Annotated in this window: 21 protein-coding genes and 2 pseudogenes; 6 read left to right on the top strand and 17 right to left on the bottom strand. The window is 64.8% G+C overall.

Annotation, left to right across the window (positions count from 1 at the left end):
• Nucleotides 1-419: 419 nt before the first annotated feature.
• The 6 genes from A5733_RS27060 to A5733_RS10020 all read right to left on the bottom strand — a co-directional run bounded on the left by A5733_RS27060 (nt 420) and on the right by A5733_RS10020 (nt 6,103).
• Nucleotides 420-806, bottom strand: a complete 387-nt coding sequence (locus tag A5733_RS27060) for a hypothetical protein (protein WP_142253901.1) — start codon at nt 804-806, stop codon at nt 420-422.
• A 2-nt stretch (nt 807-808) separates the two neighbouring features.
• Nucleotides 809-3,244, bottom strand: a complete 2,436-nt coding sequence (locus tag A5733_RS27700) for a hypothetical protein (protein WP_198938764.1) — start codon at nt 3,242-3,244, stop codon at nt 809-811.
• 72 nt (nt 3,245-3,316) lie between these two features.
• The gene (locus A5733_RS10035) at nt 3,317-3,604 is read right to left on the bottom strand and encodes a WXG100 family type VII secretion target (protein ID WP_076240009.1); all 288 of its coding nucleotides are present in this window, start codon (nt 3,602-3,604) and stop codon (nt 3,317-3,319) included.
• 2 nt (nt 3,605-3,606) lie between these two features.
• Nucleotides 3,607-3,909, bottom strand: a complete 303-nt coding sequence (locus A5733_RS26780) for a WXG100 family type VII secretion target (protein ID WP_076240008.1) — start codon at nt 3,907-3,909, stop codon at nt 3,607-3,609.
• 448 nt (nt 3,910-4,357) lie between these two features.
• Nucleotides 4,358-5,068 carry a type 1 glutamine amidotransferase domain-containing protein gene (locus tag A5733_RS10025; RefSeq protein WP_076240035.1) on the bottom strand — a complete coding sequence of 237 codons (711 nt, stop codon included), beginning with the start codon at nt 5,066-5,068 and terminating at the stop codon, nt 4,358-4,360.
• A gap of 288 nt (nt 5,069-5,356) precedes the next feature.
• Nucleotides 5,357-6,103, bottom strand: a complete 747-nt coding sequence (locus A5733_RS10020; RefSeq protein WP_076240007.1) for a Mut7-C RNAse domain-containing protein — start codon at nt 6,101-6,103, stop codon at nt 5,357-5,359.
• 168 nt (nt 6,104-6,271) lie between these two features.
• Here A5733_RS10020 and A5733_RS10015 point away from each other — a divergent pair, with 168 nt between their 5' ends.
• A complete protein-coding gene (locus A5733_RS10015) occupies nt 6,272-7,822 on the top strand; it encodes a serine/threonine-protein kinase (RefSeq protein ID WP_076240006.1) in 1,551 nt (516 codons plus the stop codon).
• Between the two features lie 51 nt (nt 7,823-7,873).
• Here the strand turns inward: A5733_RS10015 and A5733_RS10010 are convergent, their stop codons facing one another.
• Nucleotides 7,874-8,656 (bottom strand): hypothetical protein, encoded by a 783-nt coding sequence (locus A5733_RS10010; RefSeq protein ID WP_076240005.1) that lies wholly within the window; start codon nt 8,654-8,656, stop codon nt 7,874-7,876.
• A gap of 169 nt (nt 8,657-8,825) precedes the next feature.
• Between A5733_RS10010 and A5733_RS10005 the strand changes: the two genes are divergently transcribed.
• Nucleotides 8,826-9,320: a hypothetical protein gene (locus tag A5733_RS10005; RefSeq protein WP_076240004.1), complete on the top strand. Its 495-nt coding sequence runs from the start codon at nt 8,826-8,828 to the stop codon at nt 9,318-9,320.
• Here A5733_RS10005 and A5733_RS10000 read toward each other — a convergent pair.
• Both A5733_RS10000 and arr read right to left on the bottom strand, forming a co-directional pair.
• Complete coding sequence (locus A5733_RS10000; protein ID WP_142253899.1) at nt 9,313-10,263, bottom strand: hypothetical protein; 951 nt, start codon at nt 10,261-10,263, stop codon at nt 9,313-9,315. The genes A5733_RS10005 and A5733_RS10000 overlap by 8 nt on opposite strands.
• A gap of 500 nt (nt 10,264-10,763) precedes the next feature.
• The gene (arr, locus tag A5733_RS09990) at nt 10,764-11,204 is read right to left on the bottom strand and encodes an NAD(+)--rifampin ADP-ribosyltransferase (RefSeq protein WP_076240034.1); all 441 of its coding nucleotides are present in this window, start codon (nt 11,202-11,204) and stop codon (nt 10,764-10,766) included.
• 274 nt (nt 11,205-11,478) lie between these two features.
• Between arr and A5733_RS09985 the strand changes: the two genes are divergently transcribed.
• Complete coding sequence (locus A5733_RS09985; RefSeq protein ID WP_076240002.1) at nt 11,479-12,768, top strand: DUF2786 domain-containing protein; 1,290 nt, start codon at nt 11,479-11,481, stop codon at nt 12,766-12,768.
• A 120-nt stretch (nt 12,769-12,888) separates the two neighbouring features.
• Here A5733_RS09985 and A5733_RS09980 read toward each other — a convergent pair whose 3' ends face one another.
• The 8 genes and pseudogenes from A5733_RS09980 to A5733_RS28205 all read right to left on the bottom strand — a co-directional run bounded on the left by A5733_RS09980 (nt 12,889) and on the right by A5733_RS28205 (nt 20,540).
• Nucleotides 12,889-13,266: a type II toxin-antitoxin system VapC family toxin gene (locus A5733_RS09980; protein ID WP_076240001.1), complete on the bottom strand. Its 378-nt coding sequence runs from the start codon at nt 13,264-13,266 to the stop codon at nt 12,889-12,891.
• Nucleotides 13,263-13,532: an antitoxin gene (locus A5733_RS09975; protein ID WP_231965774.1), complete on the bottom strand. Its 270-nt coding sequence runs from the start codon at nt 13,530-13,532 to the stop codon at nt 13,263-13,265. Before A5733_RS09975 ends, A5733_RS09980 begins: the two co-directional genes overlap by 4 nt.
• A 99-nt stretch (nt 13,533-13,631) precedes the next feature.
• Complete coding sequence (locus A5733_RS09970) at nt 13,632-14,471, bottom strand: SWIM zinc finger family protein (protein ID WP_076240000.1); 840 nt, start codon at nt 14,469-14,471, stop codon at nt 13,632-13,634.
• On the bottom strand, nt 14,458-17,466 hold the full coding sequence (locus tag A5733_RS09965) for a DEAD/DEAH box helicase (RefSeq protein ID WP_076239999.1): 3,009 nt from the start codon (nt 17,464-17,466) through the stop codon (nt 14,458-14,460). Before A5733_RS09965 ends, A5733_RS09970 begins: the two co-directional genes overlap by 14 nt.
• Nucleotides 17,467-17,694: 228 nt before the next feature.
• Nucleotides 17,695-19,111, bottom strand: a pseudogene (locus A5733_RS09960) (SDR family NAD(P)-dependent oxidoreductase).
• A 191-nt stretch (nt 19,112-19,302) separates the two neighbouring features.
• Nucleotides 19,303-19,722 (bottom strand): HipA domain-containing protein, encoded by a 420-nt coding sequence (locus A5733_RS09955; RefSeq protein ID WP_369830922.1) that lies wholly within the window; start codon nt 19,720-19,722, stop codon nt 19,303-19,305.
• Nucleotides 19,635-20,226 (bottom strand): annotated as a pseudogene (locus A5733_RS28210) (HipA N-terminal domain-containing protein). Before A5733_RS28210 ends, A5733_RS09955 begins: the two are co-directional and overlap by 88 nt.
• Nucleotides 20,172-20,540, bottom strand: coding sequence for a helix-turn-helix domain-containing protein (locus A5733_RS28205; protein WP_369830921.1), 369 nt, complete (start codon nt 20,538-20,540; stop codon nt 20,172-20,174). Before A5733_RS28205 ends, A5733_RS28210 begins: the two are co-directional and overlap by 55 nt.
• 385 nt (nt 20,541-20,925) lie before the next feature.
• On the opposite strand from A5733_RS28205, the gene A5733_RS09935 reads away from it, so the two are divergent.
• The 3 genes from A5733_RS09935 to A5733_RS09925 all read left to right on the top strand — a co-directional run bounded on the left by A5733_RS09935 (nt 20,926) and on the right by A5733_RS09925 (nt 24,054).
• The gene (locus A5733_RS09935) at nt 20,926-21,975 is read left to right on the top strand and encodes an ABC transporter permease (RefSeq protein WP_067772835.1); all 1,050 of its coding nucleotides are present in this window, start codon (nt 20,926-20,928) and stop codon (nt 21,973-21,975) included.
• Between the two features lies 1 nt (nt 21,976).
• Nucleotides 21,977-22,966: an ATP-binding cassette domain-containing protein gene (locus A5733_RS09930; protein WP_076239994.1), complete on the top strand. Its 990-nt coding sequence runs from the start codon at nt 21,977-21,979 to the stop codon at nt 22,964-22,966.
• Between the two features lie 167 nt (nt 22,967-23,133).
• Complete coding sequence (locus tag A5733_RS09925; protein WP_082957795.1) at nt 23,134-24,054, top strand: cyclopropane mycolic acid synthase family methyltransferase; 921 nt, start codon at nt 23,134-23,136, stop codon at nt 24,052-24,054.
• The last annotated feature ends 10 nt before the right edge of the window (nt 24,055-24,064 follow it).

Here is a 24,064-nt window from a genome sequence, read left to right as displayed (position 1 = left end):
TTCAACTCCGACAAAGATGTCGGCGCCCGGGCGCCGCGCCTGACTCTTCGCTGGCTTCACCGAGTACTACGAAGTACTACGACACCGCCGCCCCCGTTTGGCCGTGAAATTCTCGGTACCACGCGGACACCGATATCGGTAGGACTGCTGGCAGCGTGAAGGCCGACTCGCCCGACTTACCGCGGCACCTGATTCCGAGTTGAAGGGAAATTTGAAAGCGTATTCGTTTTATCCGGATCCACATCCAGCTCTCCCGCCTTAAATGACCGGCGGTCCATTTACCGCGTCAATAGGTAAAATAATTGCTGATACACTCAAGAGATTTCACCGTAACTTCCGGGTGGCGATCACGCATCACGAATTCAACGTAATCGCCAACTTCGTTGAGGCTCATCGAGTGCGCGTGGCGTCAATTTGATTCAGCGACCAAGCGAGAGCACAGTACGAGCTTCATCGATGTGGGCGAGTAGGAGAGCTTTCCGCCATCCCCACCACACCTCCTCGCTCGCTTCGAGAGAAGGAGTCTGCAGTCCGTCGTCCGAGCTACTCAACATCAACATGTACTCCCAGCCCTTTGATCTGCTCGCCAATCCAAACTCATCGGCTGCCTCGATCGAAGCCAGCATGAAGTCAACACCACCTTCACGCGCTGACCAACAAACCTGCAATTTGCAATCGGGAGCTCGGTAGTAAACCGCCCAAGCTGGCCTTTCACCATATGTTATGGAGTCGTCGACCCTATCCAGGGTAAAACCTAGATTTGCAATTGTGGATCCCAGATATTTTTCAACGTCACCAACGCTCACGATCACTTCCCTCCCTGATAGACCCACGAATTGCCCACCCGTTGGTACCCAAACTTTGCGGCATTGTCATTCAAAAAATTGATCTCCATCGCTGAAAAAGTTTCCCGCCGTACCCGAGCAACTTCGTCGACGCTGCTGAATCCCTCTGGTAACACGTATTCAATCCGCGCCACGTGATTCTCCATCTGGGTGCGGAGGAACTGCTCGTTGACCTGCCACCCCAAGACCTTTGACTGCGCGTCGCTGAGCCCTTGCTCCATCGCGTTCCACGCATCGCCTCCCGTATCGAAAAAAATTCCACCGTGGTGCCTGGCCTCGCCTATGTAACCGCCGTCTTGACCATCCCACTTGCCCAGAACAACTCGGTCAGCGTCACCGAAATGGTGTGTCGACAAGTCTGCTACTTGACGGGAGAGGTCAGCCGTCGAGTGTCCGCTCGTAAACGCGCTGTTTAGCTCCGCCGCCACTGCAGGCGCTTCTGGCGCATACGTAGTAGGTGAACCTAGCGCGGCAGATTGGTGTCCAACATCAGTGGTCGGCACCGAATCTCCCGGAGACGAGTGGTCGCCCGGATCATGGGTGAGCTGATGGTCACCACCACTAGGCGAAGCCCCTCCGTGACCACCACTGTGCGAACCACCGCTATGCGCTTCAGCCAACTCCCGAGGAGCGGGCACATCGTGCGGGGCCGAGCTGCCGGGCGCGGCTTCGCCGGTTGAGGCATGTGCCGGTACCGGTGTACGCGGCCCGTCACCCTGGGACGTGCCGGCCTGTAATTCTCCAGGCTCGTGACCGCCCGTCGAGGGTTCCGCACGTCCGTTATGCGGCGCGGGTTCTGCGCTGTGGGACGGGCCCGCTTGCGGCTCACCGGGATGCGGTGCCAGACCGGGCCCATGCGAACCGGGAGCTGGCTCCCCGCCGGGCCGCGCACCCGCGTCGACGGGGGCCTTTCCGGCGCCGTTGTTCGCCGCCGCGGCGCCATCACCGGGGTGCGTCGATGGCGCAGGTCCAGCTTCTGCCGGCCGTGTGATGGGTTCGGGAGCCTTGGGAGTCTCCAACGGATGAGCGCCCAGCCCATCGAGATCCTTGCCGATCTTCGCGGCCTGGCCGCCAATCTCTTCTCCACTGGTTTTGCCGAGCGCCTCCAGCCCACTCCGCGCGACTTTGCCTTCGGCCCGGGCCACCTGAGCGCCCTCCTCGCCCAACTTTCCGGCCGTCACGCCGGCCTTGGCCTCCCCGACACCGGGGATCAATACCTGGGCGATGTTGCCGAGGTTGTCACCCAACCCGACCAAAGGGCGGTCGCTTGACCAATCCTTGGTATCAACAACACCTTTGACGACATCGAGGAGATGGTCGCCTGCTTCCTTCTGCCCTTGCGCGTCGAACATCGGCCCCAGCGGATTGAAAAACTCGGCCAAGTTCTTGTCTATTTCCCAGACACCTTTGACGGTGTCTACTGGGTGCGCCAGCATAGCCGGCACCGATTCCCCGACTTCGAGGACCGACTTCGCCACGCCCTCTTCGATATCCGCGTACGCGTTGACGCCGTCGGCCAGCTTGTTGCCTACTTGATCACCGAAGAAGCGAGTGAACTCTTTTCGGTCCCATTCCTCGAACTTGCGGACCAGGCCGTCCATCCCATCGATCACGACCTGGAAGCCAGAAGCCGTGGCGTCCAATTCTCCACTCAGGGTGTGCAAGATCTCTGAGATGTCGTGGCCGATCTGTTTGAGGTCATCGATCGGGTTATGGCCGGTGAAAAGTCTTCCGATCTGGCTGACGATCCCGGAGACACTCAGCCGGTGCAATAGATCGCGGATCGCGTCCTGCGAGCTCTGTACCTCGCCAGCAAACGATTCCAACATTTCAGCAATCGAAGTGCACTTCCCAGCCAGGCCACTGGTGCCGGTCGTCAACGTGTTCAAGGCATCGGTGATGTGCATCAACTCAGGAATGTCGTGACCAGAGACGCTCGACAGACAGCCGCCGGCATCGTCCGCCGCACCCGATATCGCCGTGCCGAGCGCCCGCCACGCACCGGCAGCGGTGTGCATGGTGTCCGGATTGCCGTTCGGCCACGCTCTACTGATGAATGGTTCGACCACCGCCCACAAACTGGGCTCCGGGATCTCCGCGCCTGACTGCCCTGCTACGCCAGACGCCGAGTACTTGGTCGGTTCGGCCGGGACGGGAACCGATTCGCGACTACCCCCGACGGTCGAGACCGCATCGCTGACCGCGTAGTTGTGCGCGGACACCTCCACGCCGTAGCCGACATTGCGAAAGGCGTTTACCGCCGATTCGACGGCCGAAATCACGCCCTGCCCACCCTTGCGGTAGTCCATGAAAAACGCCATTCCCATGGCGTCGGTGCCGCACATCATGCCCGAGCCAGCCAAGGCAGAATCCAGGGCATCCAGCGCATTGATCAGCACGTCCCCTTGCGCGCCAACCTCTTTCCCGGAGGCAGCCAAGCGCTCCGGGTCGACCTCATAACCCCCCACCGACTAACCCCAGTTGCGCAGATTCATTTGCGCAGCACCGTGATAGTTCTCATGTGCGCCCTCGGCGATCACCCGCAAATGGGCCAGTGCCTGTCGCATCTCGGCTGCGCCCTCGGCCCACTGCTGTTGAGCGGCGGCTTGTGCGCGCCCACCCTCACCGTCCCACGTCGCGCCCAGTTGATGTTCGACGGCCGCCAACTGCGCCAGCGTTTGTTCCATGTGCTGCTCGAACTGCGCCATCCGATCGGCGGCAGCCAGCAGCACCGCCGGATCCACCTTGAAGGCCCCCATGCTTATGACCCCGACCCGGCGATGGCCGCCCCGCCATCCCGATCGGTCTCCGCGTATCGGGCGGCAGCCGCGATCAACAAATCAGACATCATCGCCAATCCCTGATGCACCTTCGAAGAGCCTTCATGCCACTCGCGCCACACTGCGTCATACGCCGAGGCGGCACTCCCAGACCAACTCGGTCCGAGCATCTGCGCGATCTCACGATCGAGCGAACTCAAACTCTCCCGCAGCTGCTGTGCCGCCGACTCGAACTCCGTTGACACCTGCCCCAATACATCCGGTGTCACCTGTAGGTCTGCCATAGCCGCCCCCCGTGGCGTTGAATCAATCCCCTGTCTAAAGGCGTGCCAGTCCGTCGCGGACCGCGGCAATCGCCTTTTCAAGATCCTACAAATGAACCTGTGAATAGCCTGGCAATGGTTTTGGACGGCCATCTGCCACCCCGCGGAGACCGGCACCTTCGCGACCCACAATGGTCAATACGCCTGCCATCATCGCTTTCCGTAAAGTTTCATGATGCCGCATGCGACCGTCTGTATCTGCGCACACCGCTTGGCAGCACACACGTGCTGAACTCGTCAGTGATTACGGTTACCGACTCCCAGCAAATGGCAAATTGCGTTCGATCGACAACCCCAGATTGGCTCTCATACCGACCAGGAGTCGCCAGGGAGATTGACGAGCTTCAAGCGCACCTGCCACCCAGACGGATCCCATCGGTGTCGACGCCGCACTGGCTCCAAGCAGGCATCACCCAACGCCCGCTTTCACGTCCGCCACCAGCCGCTCCGCCAACTTCTCCGAGGACTGTGGGTTCTGCCCGGTGTAGAGGTTGCCGTCGACCACGACATGCGGACGTAGCGGAATCAGCGCCTTGGAGTAGTCGACGCCGGCCTCTTTCAGTCGGTCCTCCAACAGCCATGGCGCCTTTCTGGCGAAGCCGTTGAGCAGCTCCTCGTTGTTGGAAAACCCGGTCATGCGCCGCCCGGTGAACGGCGAGGTCCCGTCCGGCCGAGCAGCGGCCAGGATCGCCGCCGGCGCATGGCACAGCAAGGCGAGTGGTTTATCCGTCGCCAGCCGGTGCGCCAACAGAGCCCCGGAGACCGGATCGTAGGCGAGGTCCTCCATCGGACCGTGGCCACCTGGATAGAACACCACGTCGAAGTCGTCGTCGTTCACGGTGTCGAGCGCGACGGGATGAGCCAACACATTGGCGATGCTGTCCAGATAGCGCTTCACCTCGCGGCGCTTCCACGGCAGACCACCGGCGAACCCGAGGCTGAGTTTGTCCAGCGTCGGCGCCTTGCCGCCCGGCGTCGCCACCGTGATGTCCCATCCCGCCGCGGTGAAAATCTGGTGTGGGCGGGCGACCTCCTCGGCCCAATACCCGGACGGATGCACCGTTCCATCCCTGAGCGTCCAGTGGTCAGCCGCCGAGATCACCATCAGGACTTTCGTCATCGTCATCTCCTTCCCCCAACGTTCGACACTGAAGTAGGGGTACCCACCCGCGGCCGTGTTCTCAGTACAACCCCGTCCCCCACGTTCTGAACTGGTGCGACCGCCGACCCGAGGTGGCTCGCCTCGTCGGGCAGCACGATCTCGGGTCGCTCCTGGCTACCCAAGAATTCCCACGAGGCATCCCGGCGTCGCGCTCGCGGACGACGCGCGCACGATCATGGCGACGGCTACGTCGGCGGTGCTCACCGCCAAGGACCCGATGATGGTTCTCTCCTGGTTCGAAGCTGATCAAAGTCGCGCAAGCAGCTTGTCGACCAGCCCAGACAAGCGTTCGAAATGCGTTCCTGCCCAGTAGATCTGACCGCAGCATGGGCACTGACTGAATTCGTCGTAGTACTGCCGCGTCAACGGCTCCAGGCGGTCGAGCACCTGCTCCTTGTCCACCGCGGTCAACGTGCCGTTGCACCGCAGGCACCGGGTGAACGGTGTGACCTGCCGCCGCAGATCCAGCCGACGCATCACCTCCAGCGTCTGTTCCTCGGGTTGCTGGGAGTGGACGAACAAACCATGGGTGATGGCGCGACGCTTCAACAGACCACGGTCTCGCGTCAGCAGGGTCCGCTGCTGGTCCAGGCTGACGTCGGCCAGCGTGTGATCATCGGCATCGTTGCGCCACCACACATCGAAACCCAGCACCCGCAGCAACCGCGCCAGCCGACCGAGGTTGACGTCAACCACGAACCGCGGATCCCGCAACGGTTCCGGCCGTAACCGCGCCGTGGGACCGATGTCGAGTGCCTCGAACATCGGAAACACCGCGACGCGGTCGCCGGTTGTCGGCCGGTGCTCGAAGCCCACCGGATCCCCGTTGACCAGAATCAGGTCGATCTCGGTGTGCGGGATGCCCATGGCTTCCAGCACATCTTTGACCGTCTGATGACTTTGGCAGGGCCGGTGCACGGCTCGACCGCGCGAGTCAACGTCCAGGAAATCGTTGAGCTCGGCGTAGGCCCGGACGGTCACGAAACCGGCCATATCGCCATGGTGACGCGCCGGGTACGTCGGCCGCAATCCGCTATCGGGCCCCACGTCGGGTCCGGCACCGATCTATGAGCAAATTCCCGCTACGGAACTCCGTCCGGTGAATAAACTTGTCAGCACCCCGCGCTACGTTCGCCTGTTCGCCAGTCGAGGAGGCACAGGATGGTCGAGAACAACCCGCGCGTGGGCGGCCGTTTCGGAAAGTACGAGCTGACCGCGCTGCTCGGCCGCGGCGGCATGGGCGAGGTATACGAGGCCGTCGACGTCGACAAGGGCCGGACCGTCGCGCTGAAGATCCTCCGCACCGAGTATGCGGACAACGAACAATTCCGGACCCGGTTCCTCCGTGAGTCGCGCGTGGCAGCAGGCCTCGAAGAGCCCCACGTCGTGCCCATTCACGACTGGGGCGAGATCGACGGAAACCTGTACATCGACATGCGGCTGGTCCGCGGGCAAACGTTGCACGACCTGCTCCGCGCCGGTCCGTTGAACCCGCTGCAGGCAGTGTCGATCGTCGAGCAGATTGCCGCCGCACTCGATGCCGCCCATGCTCAGGGGCTGATCCACCGCGATGTCAAGCCGCAGAACATCATCGTGACCCCCAACGACTTCGCCTACCTGCTCGATTTCGGCATCGCCCAGGCCCAAGGCGATTCGCGCCTCACCCAAACAGACATGCGGATCGGCTCATTCAGCTATATGGCGCCGGAGCGGTTCGGTGACGGCCGATGCTCACCCGCCGTCGACACCTACTCGCTGGCGTGTGTGCTCTATGAGGCACTGACCGCCGATACCCCCTTCCCCACGCACAGCCACGAACAGCTGATCGCAGCTCATCTCTCCAGCCCGCCACCACGGCCGAGTGCAGCTCGTCGGGGACTTCCCACCGCGCTGGATGCGGTCATCGCCCGTGGCATGGCCAAGGAACCCGACGATCGCTACGGCAGCGCCGGCGCGTTGGGTCGCGCCGCGCGGCGAGCGGTAACCACGAGTGACGAAGCGACCGCAGCCAGCGCCGAAACCATGACGGCTCCGAATGTTTCGCCCCACGCCACCCATCCCGACGCCTTCGACACCGGCAGCCGTCACCGGCAATCGGTGCTGCCGTGGGCAGTCGTCGGGCTGGCGGGTGCGCTTCTGCTGGGTGTAGTGGGAGTTGTCATCGGACTCCTCATCCCGAAAAATCCGGCGCCGGACAACAATTCGTCGCCCACGTCGACACTCGCCCCGGCACCGAGCATTTCAGTGCCCGGCACGACCGTGTACAAGACGGTGCCGGCGCCGACGACGCCACCCGCCCCGTCGTACACCCAGACGGCAGCCCGCAACCCCGAAGTGTCGAGTGCGGCGCAGCTACGTCAGATCTCCCTCGATGACCACGGCGTTGTCAGTGCCGACGGCGCGGATCGGTGGGTGCCGCAGCTGAGTTCGAAGCGGCCGGGTGTCGTCGATGAAGGTGTTGTGTGGGACAACGCGTTGACGTTGGCGGAGCATCTGCGGTTGCGGCAGCAGTATGACGCCAAGCTGCTGTGGTCGGGCGACTGGTCGACCTTCGACGCGCCCAACTTCTGGGTCACCATCGCGCCGATCTCTTTTCCCGATGCGAGCGGCGCGTTGGCCTGGTGCCGCACCTACGGCTTCGATCGGGATCATTGCTACGCAAAGCTCATCAGCACGACGCACGCCGTGGCCGGCAGCACCGACTTCAATTGATCTCTCCTGGCCGGGGAAGGCCGCGCCCCCACACCGCGGCATCTCTTCCCGCTACGTGAGGTCGAAACGACTGTTGCGCAATCGCTCTGGAGCCCGCGAGTCCACCAGCTCCATCCGATCTTCGGGATGTCGCCAGTAATGCCGGACCAACCAGTACAGCGCAACGCCCGTCGGGACATAAAGGTTCAGGCCACCGATAACGTTCTCGCTGCCGTCACGCAGGCACAACACCACCGACCTGCCGGCATTTTTGCTGTCCTTGGCTTCCGAATGATCCTTGACGTCGACAATGTCATCCCATTCCACCGCTCTGGTTTTGATCACATCGGCGATCTCAACCATGGCCGGACTGAATTTGAGGCATCCGACTCCGCCGCGCCGCCTCCAGCTGATCAGACCGACGACCGCGACGATCGCCGCTGCCATGAACAGCGGGGGCGAGAAGATCTGGAGCCCTCGCGACATCGGAATGTCGATCACGCCGCGCGGTATGAAGAACGCGAGCAGCAGTGCCGAAGGGCCGAACGTCGCGAGTCCCGTCAAATACAGCATGCCGAACCGCCTATCCGGCCACACGGTGAACCCGGTTGCGTCGCTGGAGGTTCGCGTCTGCGTCTTGCCTGCTGCGGCCATGAGAAGCGCAGCCGTCATCAGGACTGGAAATGTGATGAAGCCGAAAATCAAAACCGTCGTCAAGTAGTTGCCGCGCAGACCGGCAAGGAGCGCCAGGACAACGAAGTAGACCATGCCCGCGGACACGGCGAGTCCCGCCCACACCGCGCGTTTGTCTGCTTTGGACCAGTTCGCTGGTTCGGGGAGGTTCAGTTCGGACACGAAGAAAACCTAACGGCATCAATCTCCGCACGAGTGAACACCGCAGCTGCCGCTTCATGGGAACGGCCCGACCAACAGCCGTGCTCGTCCATCCCGCCGCGAGAAGCCGTCAGGCAATCGCACCGCCAACACCCTGGGCAACGCCGAGCAATCCGCCTAGCGTGAGGTCATGACAGAGCAATCGCCCATGGTCACCGTGACCCATCCACCACAGGCGATGATGCGCGTCGTCAATCCGGCGCTGCGGTTCCTTCTGCGCATGCCGTTCGCCGGCGCTGCGCGAAAACAATTCATGGTGCTGACCGTCCGCGGCCGAAAGACCGGACGGCAGTACGTGATTCCGTTGAGCGCCCATGTCATCGACAACACCCTCTATGCCATGACCGACGCGCCATGGAAATACAACTTCCGCAACGGCGCCACCGCCGAGGTCCTGCATGACGGGCAGACCACGACCATGCACGGCGACCTCATCGAGGACCACGCGACCGTCGCCGATCTGTTCCACCGCTGCGCCGAGTCCTACGGCGTCAAACGCGCGCAACGGATGATGGGCTTGACGTTCCGTGAACCACGGATGCCCACCCTGCGGGAGTTCGCCGATGCCGTCGAGCGTGAGCACCTCGCCGCGATCAAGCTGACCCCGAGACCAGCCGCTACTTGAGGCAGGTATCGAACTCGTCGCGGATGCGCTGTTGCAGGGCCAACGCATCGGGTACGAGCGGTTCGGACTTGGTGCGGTCACCGTTGACGTAGTCGCATTTGCCGATCATGGCGCTGCCCGCCCAGCGCGGCTCGTCGTAGCGGTACTTAATACCGTGCCAGGCCCAGGTGAGGCTGACGGGATTGTCCGGACCGGCCCCGATCGCATGAATGGTCCGCACCACGTCGTCGTAGGCGGCCGCCGGGGTCGGTATACCGAAGGTAAGGTGGTCGATCCTGCCGTCACGGACACCGATCCACCCCGGATCGGCCGGCGCCGCCGCGGCCAATTGCCCGTCGACGCGCTGTTTGTCGGCGGGGGTGAACCGGTTGACGATCATCCAGTGCGGATCGGCCACCCGGTCGGCTGCGGCGACCTCGATCTCGCTCGGCGGCCGGTCGGCGAAAATCCGCAAGACGGCGTCGACCGCGGCATCCGGAGACTGCGCCTTCAGGATCTGCATCTTCGAGGCGTCCGGCGCGGCACCGCCGAACCAGCGGATCTCCCCAGCCGGAACGTCCGCGCGAAGCCGGCGCACCAACCCGGTCACGGGTCCGATGTCGTCGGGCAGGTCCGCACCGCCAGATATCGACGTCCCTTCGGCCACAACGATCTTCACCGACTGGTCGAACTTGGCGAAGTCTGTGCCGCGTAGCTCGTCGAGCTGCCCGGCCACCGCGCCGACCTGCTCATCGGTGGCCCCGTCCATGGCAACATCGAGCTCGAACCGGGTGCCCTCCAAAACGCCGTTTTCATAGATCAGGTCGACGTCGGACACCCCCGGCATCGCCGCGATGCGGCTGCGGATGTCGAGTGCTTCCTGTTCGCGGTCGGGCGCACCGGTGCAGCCACTCACGCCGACCGACAGCGCGATCAAGAGCGCGGTGACAGGCCCGAATCGCATGCCCATGAGCGTACGGCCGTTATCGGCACCATCGATGCGCGAAGTCCACCTGGGTGGACGCCATCGGATCACCGCCGGCGTCCACCCACTGCAGCGTGCCGAGTGCCTTACGAACGAGGCCTCACGGACACTCCTCCGTGTCAATCCGCACCACCCCGAAGTCAATCTCGGTCGACGCCGAGAACTTCACCCCGGGCGGTGGCGTGGAACTGCACACCTGCCAATTGCGGTCGCTGATCTGCGCACGGCCCTTCCCGGTCAGATCGGTCGAGCTGCTGAACCACACCTCGCCGTGGGTCAGCGACTGGATGGCATCCTGCGCCCCCTACAGGTCCATCCCGATCAGGTTCGGCATCGTCCATGACGGTTCGGCCGACGCCACCGGGCTCAGGACGACAGCCATCGCGACCGTCACCGCAGCCACCACTACACGCTTCATATCAACCTCCTGAATTGAGTGAACCGCGCATCGTCACACGAGCCACCGACAATCGGAGAGGTCAGTCGTAGATGACGTCGAGCCCTTTCCGCCGGAGATCGGCCAGGCCATCGCGCATGCCTTGGATCTGCTCGGGTGAATGCCCCACCCAGTCGGTGAGCTCACCGACGATCTTGACGGGCTCCCGGGTGCGGTAGGAGTGGGTCGGGTTGCCGGGCAGCTTCTTGTCGGTCACGTTCGGGTCGTCCTCCAGCGCACCTTCGGGTTCGACGATGTAGACGCGGCCCCGCCCCTCACCGACAGCCATCTCGGCGCCCCACACCGCGGCATCCAAGGTGCGGGTGACGTACACGTGGTTCATGATCCGTCCCGCCTCGTAATTCGACTCCCGTCCGGGCACCAAGTACTCACCCACCGCCAGGTCGGCCTTGGTGCCGTGCAGCAGCGCACCCGACTCGTGCAGTTCGAAAGGCTTCGGCGTACTCGTCACAACATTCCCCATCTCGTCACGGATCGGACGATTGTGCAGCACGTCAGGGGCCTTGCCGCAAGACCCCCCTCCGGCCGTATAGTGAGAATGGGAAACGATCCAAAGGCCTTCGCGTTCAGCCAATCCCGCGGTGCTCATCAGCATCCGTTCCAGGCCAGGAGATCTGCCCCGACTCCCTGGCGGCACTACCCCGTACAGGCGCGCACCGCGTCGAAGACGACCAGCATGCCGCCGGTATGCGCGGCAGCAGCGGCTACTTGTCGGACCCTTGCACCAGACTCCAGCCATGAGCCGCCGCAACCGCCAAAAGCGCGCCGCCAAGCACAAGGACCGTCGCCGCGCATCGTCACCACGTGAACGCTGGAGCCCCGATCCCGGGTACGACCGGGCCGCCCTCCTCGACCGCCTCACCGCCGCGCTGTACCACTTCGCGTTGTGTCCCTACCACGATGCGGGATTCCACGCCAACGAGCTGCTCGACGAATTCCCTGGCCGGGCAGACGATCTCGACCTTGCCGCCGAGGGCACCTTGGCCGGTGCGATCAGCAACGCATGGCAGGCGGGGTGGTCGCCCAACGACCTCCACGAGTTCGCTCGTCGCCGTCTCGACACAGTGGCAGCCGGCTACCTGGACGAGGCCATCGTTCGGGAGTCCCGGCACTACTCCGCCGCCACGCTGCACCCACGATGGCGTGGCGAGCTTGCCGAGCTGCCGACGGGCAGTGATCACGGCGCTGCGCAGATGCGGGACTGGGCGGACCGAAACGGTCGCGACCGTCAGGCCGTGTTGGTGATCGTGTTGAAGGTGCTGTGGCTGTTGGGAACCCTTCCGACCCTCGAACCGCTACTGCCCTTGCCCGGCAGGCACCAGCATTCGTCGACGCCGGTGTCCACCGCCGATGCGAAAGCGCTCAGCCGGGTGCGCGGGCTGCTCGCCAAAGCCGAGGCCACCAAGTTTCCCGAAGAAGCCGAAGCCTTTTCGGCCAAGGCGCAAGAGCTGATGAGCAGATACTCGCTGCACCACGCGATCCGTGATCACGAGCAAGGACACGCCGCGGAGGCAACCGCCCGGCGGCTCTGGATCGACAACCCCTACGTCGGCGCCAAGGCAACACTGGTGCAGTCGGTGGCAACGGCCAACCGGTGCCGGTTGGTGTGCGCGGAGAAGCTCGGGTTCGTCACCGTCATCGGTACCGACTGCGGCCTGGAATTCGTTGAGCTGCTGTCTACTTCACTGTTGGTCCAGGCCAACCGGGCGATGCTGGCGGCGGGCCGCACCACCAGTGGCGGTCAGGCCCGGACGCGTTCGTTTCGCCAATCGTTTCTGCTCTCGTACGCCGAGCGCATCGGTGAACGCCTCACCGCCACCTCGACGACGGTGGCCACCGAGGTGGACCGCGGCACGCTGCTTCCGGTACTGGCTGCGCACAGCCAGGCGACCGATGACCTCACCAACCGGCTCTTCCCGGTGACCAGCGCCCGCATGATGTCGGTGTCCAACGGGGCCGGTTGGTCGGCCGGGCGTATCGCCGCCGACCTGGCGCAGCTGGACGTGCGTCGTCCGATCGCGGGGTGATGCGCACCACCACGTTACGAACGCGGGTGGCGCCGACAGCGCAAAATCCGGATCCAGTCTCGTGGCCCGCGAACCCACCGGGCACACGCAGCGCTGGAAACGTCTGTCAGGATCCACCCTTCAGCCGAACGCGCTGGCCAAAGCGCGGTCGAAGGTCTTGATTTCGGTGACACCGCGACGCTGACAGCAGGCCAGGTGGATGAGGTCACGCGCACCGAGCGCACGGTGACGGTCAGCCAACGTGCGAGCATGCACCACATCGGCCTCCTCGATCGACCAAACCTCGGTCAACGATCGCGCAAGCGTCAACGCCGCATCCAGGGTGGCGATTCGGTCCGCCGGAATGTAGGCATGCAGCAGCTCCTGCAACACTTCCGCCGAGGTGACCAGCCGGCTGCGAGCCTCAACGCTGTGCTCGAGGAAGTCCCGGGCTGACTGGCGCAGTGGATGCTGCCGACCCACGGCATACATGAAGACATTCGTGTCGACAAAGATCATGGAGCCGACGCACCATGTCGCCGCGACTCTGCCATCACCCGGAGATGCTCGTCCCAATCCGGCTCGACACCCGGTTCATCCGGCAGCGACCCGAAGAATTCGCGTAGCTCGGCAACCGTGCGCAGTGGTCCGGCTTGCTCGGCAGCGAGCTGCTTGCGTCCAGCTTCAAGCAACCACGTGCTCAACGACATTTTGCGGGCCGCAGCCTGGCGACGAAACGCCTCACGTTCAGCTTCCGACAGAATCACTTGAATACGGCTACTCATGTGTAACGATCCTACACACCACCTCATGCGCCGCAGCCTGAGCCGCCAGGCCACGCGACACCCGTGGATGCCGGCCGAGTGGTCACGTTCGACCTGAAGTCAGACGCCCTCAGCATCACCATCGGCCGGCCGAGCATCGAAAGAGAGGTACGCCGGGCGCAGCACCTCTACCAACGCCCGCCCGCGCACGGCCACCGCGATGTCAGGCAGCTGATCCAGCAGCGCCGCCGATGACGCCACAGGAGGAGCAGAGACGGGAATCGTGTTCTGCCGCACAAAGAAAGAATCAAGACAGTCGGCGAGCGGCCGGCCGGCCGGCTCGGCCCGATCGACCGCCGAGCCGCCACCGGCGCGGGCGGCCGCCAGGTTCTCCAGCAGGTCGTCGCGGTCCCGACCACGCCAGGCCAGGATCGCAAACGGGTCCTCGTCGAACGCTTCGGCCAGCAGGTAGAACGCCGCGGCGAGATGCTTGCACGGGACCGCACTGTCGGGACACGAGCAATCCAGCGACAATTCCCGGGCCGTCGCGGGAAACAGTGGCAGATCCAACGCGTCGAACACGCCCTCGATGTCGGCCGGCATCTCACCGGCGAGCAACGCCGCGGTGTACAAGGCGTCTTGGGCCAGCGCGGCTTCGATCTGTGCCCACTCACTCTTGTCGAATGCGGTGATCCCGATGCGGGCCCGGTAGGGCCGCACCCGGCTGCCCTGCACCTGCGCGGCGACCAGGCCCGGCCCCACGTCCAGCGAGATCACCTGCCCACGGCGGGCATAGTTGCGGCCGCGCTGCAACCGGCTGCCGATGCCCATGCCTTCGAGCACTTCGATGAACCGCTGCGACCACCACGTCTGCGCGATGGCGCCCCGGGTGCTGCGGGCCTTCAACCCGCTCTCGACCGGACGGGGGCGCGAGGCGGGATACCAGTCACTCACCGACAGCCCCCTCTGACAGGGCGAACAGCGTGCGCAGCTCCCCGGTGGACAGCTCGGTCAGCCAGCCTTCCCCATCGCCGACCACGAGATCGGCCAGCGCCTTCTTCTGCTCGATCATGTCGTCGATCTTCTCCTCCAGGGTGCCCGTGCAGATGAACTTGCGTACCTGCACGGTGCGCTTCTGACCGATCCGGAAAGCGCGGTCGGTGGCCTGGTTCTCCACTGCCGGATTCCACCACCGATCCAGGTGCACAACATGGTTGGCGGCCGTCAGGGTGAGGCCGGTGCCACCGGCCTTCAACGACAGCAAGAAGATCGATGGTCCCTCGCCGGACTGGAACCGCGCCACCATCTCGTCGCGCCGCTTCTTCGGTACCCCGCCGTGCAGGTAGGCGACATCCTGACCGAACCGGGCGGCCAGGTGCGGCGCCAGCATCTCGGCGAACTCGGTGAACTGGGTGAAGCACAGCACCCGATCCCCCTCGGCGAGAATCTCTTCCAAGATTTCCTCGAGCCGGACCACCTTGCCCGAGCGCGCACCGACCGGCGACCGGTCGTGCAAGAGTTGCGCTGGGTGGTTGCACACCTGCTTGAGTTTGGTCATCGCCGCAAGGACGTTGCCGCGCCGCTCAATTCCGTCGGTGCTCTCGATCTTCTCCATCATCTCCTCGACGATGGCCTGATACAGCGACGCCTGCTCGACGGTGAGCCGGCAATACTGTTTGACCTCGATCTTGTCGGGCAGATCATCGATTATTGTCGGGTCGGTTTTGAGCCGCCGCAGAATGTAGGGACGGGTGACCCGGCGCAGCCGCTCGGCCGGCTCGGTCTGACCGTACTTCTCCACCGGAATCGCATACCGGGCCCGGAATGACTCAGACGAGCCGAGCAGTCCGGGGTTGAGAAAGTCCATGATGGACCACAATTCGGCGAGCCGATTCTCCACCGGGGTGCCGGTCAGCGCGACCCGATGCTCGGCATCGAGCCGGCGCACCGCTTTGGCCCCGCGGGACAGGCTGTTCTTGACGGCCTGCGCCTCGTCGAGGACCACCCGGTTCCACCGATACTGCGCGAGTTCGTCGATATCCCGGGTGGCCGTGGCGTAGGTGGTGACGACCAGGTCGGCCTGCGTCAACTGTTCTTCCAGCGCCTCGCCGTGCCGTCGGTCACCCCCGTGGTGCTGGTAAACCCGAAGTGCCGGTGTGAATTTCGCGGCCTCACGCTCCCAGTTGCCAACCAACGACATCGGACACAGCAGCAGGGTCGGCGCGGTGGCGGGTTCGTCGTGACGCTGCGCGGACTCCAGGGCGAGCAGCTGCACGGTCTTGCCCAGGCCCATGTCGTCGGCCAGGCAGGCACCCAGGCGGAGGGCGGACAGGAAAGCCAGCCACGACAGGCCCCGCTGCTGGTATGGGCGCAGCGTCGCCACGAAGTCCGGTGCCGGTTGCAGCGGCCGAAGCGATTGCGCGGCAGCGCCGTTGAGCAGATCACCCAGCCAGCCGTCGGCCCGCACCGACGTGATCTCCAGCGGGGTGTCGGTGTCGTCGGGGTGGCGGGCCGCCAGCGCCAGGAGTTCGGCGGGACTCGCCTGACCGGTCGGGGTGCGCTTGAGGAAGTCCAGCCCGCGGCGTAACTGCTCCGGGTCGACCGCCACCCACTGGCCGCGCAACCTGATCAGCGGCGCCTTGGTCTGGGCGAGCGCGGCGATCTCGGCCTCGGTGAGCGTCTCGTCCCCCACCGCGAGTTCCCACCGGAAACTGATGAGCTGTTCCCGGCCGAATCGGCCGGCCGTCGCGACCACACCGTCGACCGGGGTGGACGCCGAAACCACCAGACCGAGCTTGCGGCGGCGGTCCCACCACGACGGCAGCAGAACCCCGAAGCCGGCGTCGTCGAGCAGCGGCGCCGCGGTCGACAGGAAGTGGTAGGCGCCTTCGGCATCCAGATCGACGCCGGAGGGACGCGCGGTGCGCAGACCGGAGGTCAGTTCGGGGTATATCCGGACCGCCCGCCCCAACTCGGTGAGCAGAAGTTCCTCGGGGCGGTCGAGCCAACGCCGCAGGCTGCCGTCGTCATCCCAGGTCTGCTCAGCCGGCACCAGCAGGCTGGGGTCGGCGATCGATTGCAGCAGGAACTCCAGTCGCCAGCCGGCCGGGTCATCGTCGGAGTCCACCTCGGCCAGCCGGAAGGTGGCGCGAGCCGGACCAGGTTCCTCGATTCCGATCTCATCCCACGGCGCCAATGCGTCCGCCAAGCGGTCGAGTGCATCAGACTCGGCATCGAACCTGCCGTCCGGCGCCGTCAGCGCGATAATCCATTCTTCTTCTACCGGAAGACTTTTCGGTCGACGGCCACGCCGCGGGGGAAGCAACTCGTCAGCCGGCGCGATGGCGACACGGGCCAATTCGTCGACGAACGCCGCCAACGCCGACGTGGCCAAACCCGCCTGCGCATCCGACTCCGCCCGGCACACCGGCGGCATGGCCGCAATGATCGCGTTCAATTCCATCACATCCGCGCCCTGCACGACGGGCCGCCAGAACCCGACCGGCTGGTGTCCGTCGATGCCGAGCGCCGGAAGAATCCGGCCACGCGCCACCAGTTTTCGCGCGAAGTCGGCGATATCGGCGAAGTAGGCGACCGACTCGCCGTAGCGTACGTCGACGGCCGGCTCATCCAGGAGCGCCAACGCTGATACCGCCGGAAGCCAGATCGTCGGAACCGTCCACGGCAGCAGAGCGGGTGTGCTGCGCGACGGCGGGCGCGGGGTGAGCCGCAACAGCTCCGGGGAGTCCAGCGGGGACGTCCGCAGCGACGGCAACAGCAAGACCGTACTGCCGGGCTTGCCGGCGTGGATCGAGCCGATCACCTCCGCCGGCGCGGCGAAGGGATGCCGACGGGCAGCACGCAACGCCTGACTTGCGCTCTTGACCGGACGGTCCGAATCCTCGGCCCACACGCACAAGCCGCCGGCCGACCAGAATCCGTGCACAACCAACATTGAGAATTCGCTTTCGGGAGGTGACGTCAGGCTAGCCAACACGCACGCCGCGAGCAGCCACGCCCCGCCGGGTTCCGCGGGCACATCGTTGGCCACAGCCGCTCAACCGGCGCAATCGCGGTGTGGCGGAGATGCTCATAGCCCTCAATCCGGATGAAGATTCCCGGCTGCCCTACCTGTTGCGGCTTCCCAATCCGGAGGCGTGGCTTTGTCTGGCCGGTCCGATTCCTACCAATTGCTCTTCGAGTAGTCCTTCAAGAAACACCCGTACAGATCCTCGCCCAGTTCCCCGCGCACGATCGGGTCATACACGCGCAGCACCATCCACCAGATCCAGCGGTGCGTGGAAACCTTCCTCGGCCAGCCGCAGTTTGGTCGGGTGCGGACGTTCATCGGTGATCCACCCGGTGTCGACCGCGGTCATCAAGATCCCGTCCTGCTCCAGCATCTCCCCGGAACTGGTGCGGGTCAGCATGTTCAGCGCGGCCTTGGCCATGTTGGTGTGCGGGTGCCCGGGGCCCTTGTAGCCGCGGCTGAACTGACCTTCCATCGCCGACACATTCACCACGTACTTGCGCCGGGCGGGTGACGCGGCCATCGCGGGACGCAGCCGGCTCACCAGAATGAACGGCGCGGTCTGATTGCAGAGCTGTACTTCGAGGAGCTCCATTGCGTCGACCTCGTGCACGCGTTGGGTCCAACTGTTCACCGGCGCGGTGTCGGGCAGCAGGCCGCCCGCGTCGATGGCCGTGCCCGCGGAGATCCGCTCCGGGGAGGCGCTGCGGGCGGTCAGGGCCAGCTCGGTGAGCGCATGCGCCGACGGGTGCTCGCCGAGGCTGCCGACCAGGGCGTGTGGGTGCGCGTCGCTGACGTGGTCGAAGGTGACGACGTCGACCAAGGCCGGCGGCGGGGTGCGCTCGGCCTCGACCAACGCGGCATACGAGCCCGGCGCCCGACGCACCGTCTGGGCCGCATTGTTGATCAGGATGTCCAGCGGTCCCTGCGCGGCCACCTCGTCGGCCAGGGCCACCACCTGGGCCGGGTCCCGCAGGTCGATCCCGACCACCCGCAGCCGGTGCAACCAGTTGGCGCTGTCCTCCATCGCGGCGAAGCGACGCACCGCATCGTTGGGAAACCGGGTGGTGATCGTGGTGTGCGCACCGTCGCGCAACAGCCGCAGCGCGATGTACATGCCGATCTTGGCGCGCCCGCCGGTGAGCAGGGCCCGGCGCCCGGTCAGGTCGGTGCGGGCGTCGCGTTTGGCTCGGTTGATCGCGGCGCAGTCTGGGCAAAGCTGGTGGTAGAAGGCGTCGACGACGGTGTGGTGGTTCTTGCAGATGTAGCAGGCCCGCGAGCGCAGCAGTGTGCCCGCAGTGGCCCCGACCGCCGTCGACACCAGCGGCAGACCCTGGGTTTCGTCGTCGATCCGTCCCGGCGCCCCCGTGGCGGTGGCGGCGATGACGGCGCGGTCGGCGGCCGCGACCGCCTCGCGTGCGGCGGCCCGGCGAACTTTCTTCAATTCCTTGAACATCTTCGCGGTGGCCTGGCGCACAGCAATGGCGTCAGGGTGCTCCGGAGGCAACTTGTGCACCTCGGACAGCACCCGCAGGCACGTGCTGAGCTGGTCAGGGTCGATCGCGTCCACGAGGGAAGGGTACGGGGAGCGGGCACAAATCCCCGTATCGAGCTAACGGGCTCCCGCCTGGTGCGGCCTCGCCGACGGCCGGCTCAGCTCCCCACACCGCCGCATCCAAGGTGCGGGTGGCGTAGACGCGGTTCGCGATCCGTCGGCATAGACCCGGAAGTTCACGAAGGCATGCCGCCATCTCGCTCTCCTCAGCGGTTCAGGTTCGGCTTCCATGTCCCCGAGACATGCTCGACGATCCGCTCCGCCATGCGTTGCGCCTCAGGTTGCATCGAAGAGCGAAGACGCTCGCGCTGGTCATATGGTGCTGCCGAGGCGGTGTCATACAGCGGCGACACCTGCGCTCTCGATCCGATGAGGACGAGGGAGTAATTCTTTGCGTGAGCGTCGGTTCCACCGATAAGGATGTTGTAGGACAGCGCCTTGAAGAACCGCTCGGCGTTCACAGCGCGGTCCTCGATCGGCAGACGATTGAGCAGATCGGCGACGTCACCGACACCGGGGCCGCCATCGGACTGGTATTTCAAACCGGGGTGGACCGACAGCGCCTGGCACATGTCTTCTTGGTGGACTCGGTGCCAGGTAATCCCGTCATAGAGGCGGTCGTAGATTGCGGGTCCTGGAACAGCGCGACCTTGGGTTGAGCGCCGGCGAGGCTCCACCGACCTCCGAATCTTCCTGGGTCCCAGTCAGTTTGATGAGTGGCGAGCAGGTGGACGAGATCTGCGAGTTCGGTCTCACTGAGCCATTGGATATCACCGGTCCGTGCGCGGGCGTCCGCTGGACCGACGTCAGGCGGGAGAAGCTGAACCGCCCCGGCCGCGTCGCGTCCGACATGAGCGAGCAGAGCGAAAGGATTGTTCGGCGAGATGTTGTACTCGCGTCCCCACCGCTGTCGCGCACCTTCACTGTTCGGAAGCAGGCCCTCAAGGTAGGACCGAATAGCCTTGTCCCGATGCCGATTCGACAATGGGAAAGGACAGCGACAACGGTGTGGGATCAGGCCGGTCGAGATACTCATCGTCGTAGGTGAAACGCAGAGCCCCGTGGGCAGATTGCGTCACGGTACCGGCCGGGATCCCGTCCAGGTAGACCCGCAGCGTCCTGTCCGCCATCGTCTTTTCCTTGTGCCGAACAGCGCGTCAAACGGATCAAGCGTTCTGGGAACCGTTCCGGCAGGCGGGGACTTCTCCGGGGTTTCCTTCCGAGTACGTTTGCGGGCACTCGACGGCATCTCGGGCGCGGTCGCCTCCAGACTCACACCGACGACGCGAAGTGCATCGAGCACGCGTTGCGCTTCCAGTCGCGGGTGCCCCTTCTCCAGCCTGACGACCCAATCTCGACTCATGCGCAGTTGCGCGGCCAGCTCAGCCTGAGTCATTCCACGAGCTGTGCGAGCAGAACGAACGAGAGCACCAACGTCACCCATTGTCTTGATCTGCATGGCCCGCTCCTTGCAGTCGTTCGACGACATTTCCGATTGTTGTCGTTCGACATCTTTTGCTAAAGAGGCCGTACGACGTCTTTCCGCACTTCAGCGCTTCCTCACGACGGCCACCGAATGGTCATAGCCCACCCGGACGATGGCTCCCGGAGGTCTGGCAGGTCCTGGCAGGATGCGCACTGACGCAGTTGCCCTGCAGGAGGCCGAGTCACCACCCCTGATATCACCGGCGATATCAGGTTTCCAGACTGCCTATCGGTCCCACAGCCGATACCGCTGTGGCCCCTGTGATCAAAGAGAAGATGCCCCAATAACTACCACCCGCTACAACCACCTCGGTAACGTCGAAAGCGATGCAGGAGACACCGACGTGTTGATCGCGGCGTTACGCGATCTGCAGTGGCGGCGACGGCGATTCATGATCGCCGTGGTCGGCACCGCGATGGTCTTCGCGATGACGTTGGTGTTGACGGGGCTGGCCAACGGTTTCCGCGTGGAGGCCGAACGCAGCGTCGACGCGCTGGGCCTCGACCACTTCATGATCAAAGAAGGCGCGGCCGGACCGTTCCTGGGTTCAGCGCCGTTGCCACCCAACGCCGTTCAGATCGCCGCCCGTCTTCCTGGTGTCGACACCGCGGTCCCGCTGGTCTACGGCTCCTCGACGATCCCCGCCGACGGCACCCCTCGCAACGTCAACGTGTTCGGCGTGCCCGACGACGGCCCGGGCGCGCCACACCTCAAAGAGGGCCGCGCGCCGCATGCCGTCGACGAGGTCGCGGTGTCCACGACGATGGGCCGCCCGATCGGGGCCGACATCGACGTCGGCGCGGCGAAGCTACACGTCGTCGGCCTGGTCGATGACTCCACGGCCCTGGCCGGTCAGGACAACATCTATCTGACCGTGCCCGGCGCCCAACAACTGCTGTTCTCGGGCCAAAAGCTGATCTCGTCGGTCGGCATCCTCGGCACCCCGCAGCAGACGCCACCGGATTTCCGCATCGTGGACCGGGCCGGCGCCGTCGACGACATGGTGCGCGCCCTGCGCGGCGCCAAGCAGGCGATGAGCCTGATGGCCGGCCTGTTGTGGGCGGTCGCGGCGTTGATCGTCGGTTCGGTGATCTACCTGTCCGCGCTGGAACGCAGCCGCGACTTCGCGGTGTTCAAAGCCGTCGGAGTGGCTACCCGGTCCATCATGGCCGGGTTGGCGATGCAGGCGGTGACGGTGGCGCTGCTGGCCGCCCTGTTGGGCGCCGGCCTGTCCCTGGTGCTCGGCCCACCGTTCCCGATGCGCTGCGACGTGCCCACGGCCGCCTTCGTCGCGTTGCCGATCCTCGCGGTCGGGATCGGCCTGCTGGCCAGTGTGGCCGGGCTGCGTCGCGCCGTCACCATCGACCCTGCCCTGGCGTTCCGAGGACCCTGACATGGCCGGCCTTCTCGTCAAAGACCTCGTCGTGGAGTACTCCAGCGGCGGCTACGTGGTGCGCCCGATCGACGGCCTGGACCTCGAGGTCGCGGCCGGCTCGTTGGCAATCCTGTTGGGCCCCAGCGGTTGCGGCAAGACGACCTTGCTGTCGTGCCTGGGTGGGATCCTGAAACCGACCGCGGGCCGCATCGAGTTCGGCGACATCGACGTGACGGGCCTGAACAAGAAGGGCCTGTCGGACTACCGCCGCGATACCGTCGGCATCGTGTTCCAGGCGTTCAACCTGGTGCCAAGCCTGACCGCCCTGGAAAACGTCATCGTGCCGCTGCGCGCAGCCGGCATGAGCCGCTACGGCGCCCGCGAACGCGCCATGGAACTGCTCACCCGCGTCGGGCTGAAAGACCGATTGCACCACCGCCCAGGCAATCTCAGCGGCGGCCAGCAGCAACGCGTCGCCGTGGCCCGTGCCATCGCGCTCGACCCGCCACTGATCCTGGCCGACGAGCCGACGGCCCATCTGGATTTCATCCAGGTCGAGGAGGTGCTGCGGCTGATCCGCGAGCTGGCCAGCGGCGAGCGCGTCGTCGTCGTCGCCACGCACGACACCCGCATCCTGCCGCTGGCCGATCAGGTGGTCGAGCTCGTCCCGCACGTCGCCGTGGAACATCAGAGCACCGAAGCCGTCACGCTCGAACCGGGCGAGGTGCTGTTCTCCCAGGGCGAGATGGGTGATCTGATCTACGTCGTCACCGCCGGCGAGCTGGAGATCGTGCGTGAATTGGCCAGTGGCGGTGAGGAAATCATCAAAGTCGCCGGCCCCGGTGACTACTTCGGCGAGATGGGCCCGTTGTTCAGTCTGCCCCGCTCGGCCACGACCCGCGCCAAGAGCGAGGCCGTCGTCGTCGGATACACCGTCCAGGCGTTCCGCGAACTGCTCGGCCCGACCGGCACGCGCCACCTGGTCGGCCGACAGGAAACCGAAGACTGACCCGACTGTTTGAATCCGCAAGCAGCGCCCGGCATTTCAAGATCACCGGGATCAAGTTCTTCCAAGGGGTACCCGGCGTGACCCTAAAGGAGTAACGTCCGGTCACGGCGTATCAAAAAAGCGGTATGCCCCTCAGCTACCGAGTCCGAAACCGTACGGGGCGGCTAGTGACAGCTACTGAGCACAAAGACAAAACCGCAGCACCGTACATCGGTGCGCGTCCGGGTGAGCGACACGGGTCGACGGCAGACGAAGTCCGCTCCCATTACGACCTGTCCAACGACTTCTTCCGGCTGTGGCAGGACCCCACCCAGACCTACAGTTGTGCCTATTTCGAGCGCGACGACATGACGCTGGAGCAGGCCCAGATGGCGAAAGTCGATCTGGCGCTGGGCAAACTGGGCCTGCAGCCGGGCATGACATTGCTCGACATCGGCTGCGGCTGGGGCTCGACGATCATGCGCGCGGTGGAGAAGTACGACGTCAACGTCATCGGGTTGACGTTGTCGCACAACCAACTCGCCCACATCGAGCAACGGTTCGCCGAATCCGACAGCCCCCGCAGCAAAGAAGTACGGCTGCAACCGTGGGAGGATTTCGACGAACCGGTCGACCGGATCGTGTCGATCGGCGCGTTCGAGCACTTCGGCTTCGAGAAGTACGCCGACTACTTCAAGAAGACCTATGAGCTGATGCCCGAGGACGGGGTGATGCTGCTGCACACCATCGTCTCGACCAGCAAGGAAGAAGTGGCCGAGATGGGCCTGCCGACGACGATGTCGTTGATGCGGTTCTTCCGCTTCATCGTCACCGAGATCTATCCCGGGGGCCGCATTCCGCTGATCAAGATGGTCGAAGACCGCGCGACCGAGGCAGGCTTCCACGTCACCCGCAAACAGCGCCTGCGTCCGCACTATGCCCGCACCCTCGACACCTGGGCGGCCAATCTGCAGGCCAAGAAGGACGAGGCCATCGCGATCACCTCCGAAGAGGTCTACGAGCGCTACCTGAAGTACCTGACCGGATGTGCGGACCTGTTTCGTGACGGCTACACCGACGTGTGCCAGTTCACCTGTGAGAAGGCATAAACCAACGGGG

It is taken from the genome of Mycobacterium sp. NS-7484, from assembly GCF_001953975.1.
Classification (GTDB): domain Bacteria; phylum Actinomycetota; class Actinomycetes; order Mycobacteriales; family Mycobacteriaceae; genus Mycobacterium.
The sequence above is the reverse complement of the archived record's forward strand: the minus strand, read 5'-3'. Positions and strand labels throughout refer to the sequence as shown.

What these genes read in the sequence shown, in the direction of transcription:
- A5733_RS10035 (WP_076240009.1), bottom strand. Translation starts at nt 3,604, where the DNA reads ATGGGGGCCTTCAAGGTGGATCCGGCGGTGCTGCTGGCTGCCGCCGAT.
- A5733_RS10015 (WP_076240006.1), top strand. Translation starts at nt 6,272, where the DNA reads ATGGTCGAGAACAACCCGCGCGTGGGCGGCCGTTTCGGAAAGTACGAG.
- A5733_RS10000 (WP_142253899.1), bottom strand. Translation starts at nt 10,263, where the DNA reads ATGCGATTCGGGCCTGTCACCGCGCTCTTGATCGCGCTGTCGGTCGGC.
- A5733_RS09985 (WP_076240002.1), top strand. Translation starts at nt 11,479, where the DNA reads ATGAGCCGCCGCAACCGCCAAAAGCGCGCCGCCAAGCACAAGGACCGT.
- A5733_RS09965 (WP_076239999.1), bottom strand. Translation starts at nt 17,466, where the DNA reads ATGTTGGTTGTGCACGGATTCTGGTCGGCCGGCGGCTTGTGCGTGTGG.
- A5733_RS10020 (WP_076240007.1), bottom strand. Translation starts at nt 6,103, where the DNA reads ATGGCCGGTTTCGTGACCGTCCGGGCCTACGCCGAGCTCAACGATTTC.
- A5733_RS09975 (WP_231965774.1), bottom strand. Translation starts at nt 13,532, where the DNA reads ATGAGTAGCCGTATTCAAGTGATTCTGTCGGAAGCTGAACGTGAGGCG.
- A5733_RS10005 (WP_076240004.1), top strand. Translation starts at nt 8,826, where the DNA reads ATGACAGAGCAATCGCCCATGGTCACCGTGACCCATCCACCACAGGCG.
- A5733_RS09930 (WP_076239994.1), top strand. Translation starts at nt 21,977, where the DNA reads ATGGCCGGCCTTCTCGTCAAAGACCTCGTCGTGGAGTACTCCAGCGGC.
- A5733_RS09980 (WP_076240001.1), bottom strand. Translation starts at nt 13,266, where the DNA reads ATGATCTTTGTCGACACGAATGTCTTCATGTATGCCGTGGGTCGGCAG.
- arr (WP_076240034.1), bottom strand. Translation starts at nt 11,204, where the DNA reads ATGGGGAATGTTGTGACGAGTACGCCGAAGCCTTTCGAACTGCACGAG.
- A5733_RS26780 (WP_076240008.1), bottom strand. Translation starts at nt 3,909, where the DNA reads ATGGCAGACCTACAGGTGACACCGGATGTATTGGGGCAGGTGTCAACG.
- A5733_RS10025 (WP_076240035.1), bottom strand. Translation starts at nt 5,068, where the DNA reads ATGACGAAAGTCCTGATGGTGATCTCGGCGGCTGACCACTGGACGCTC.
- A5733_RS28205 (WP_369830921.1), bottom strand. Translation starts at nt 20,540, where the DNA reads ATGGGTGACGTTGGTGCTCTCGTTCGTTCTGCTCGCACAGCTCGTGGA.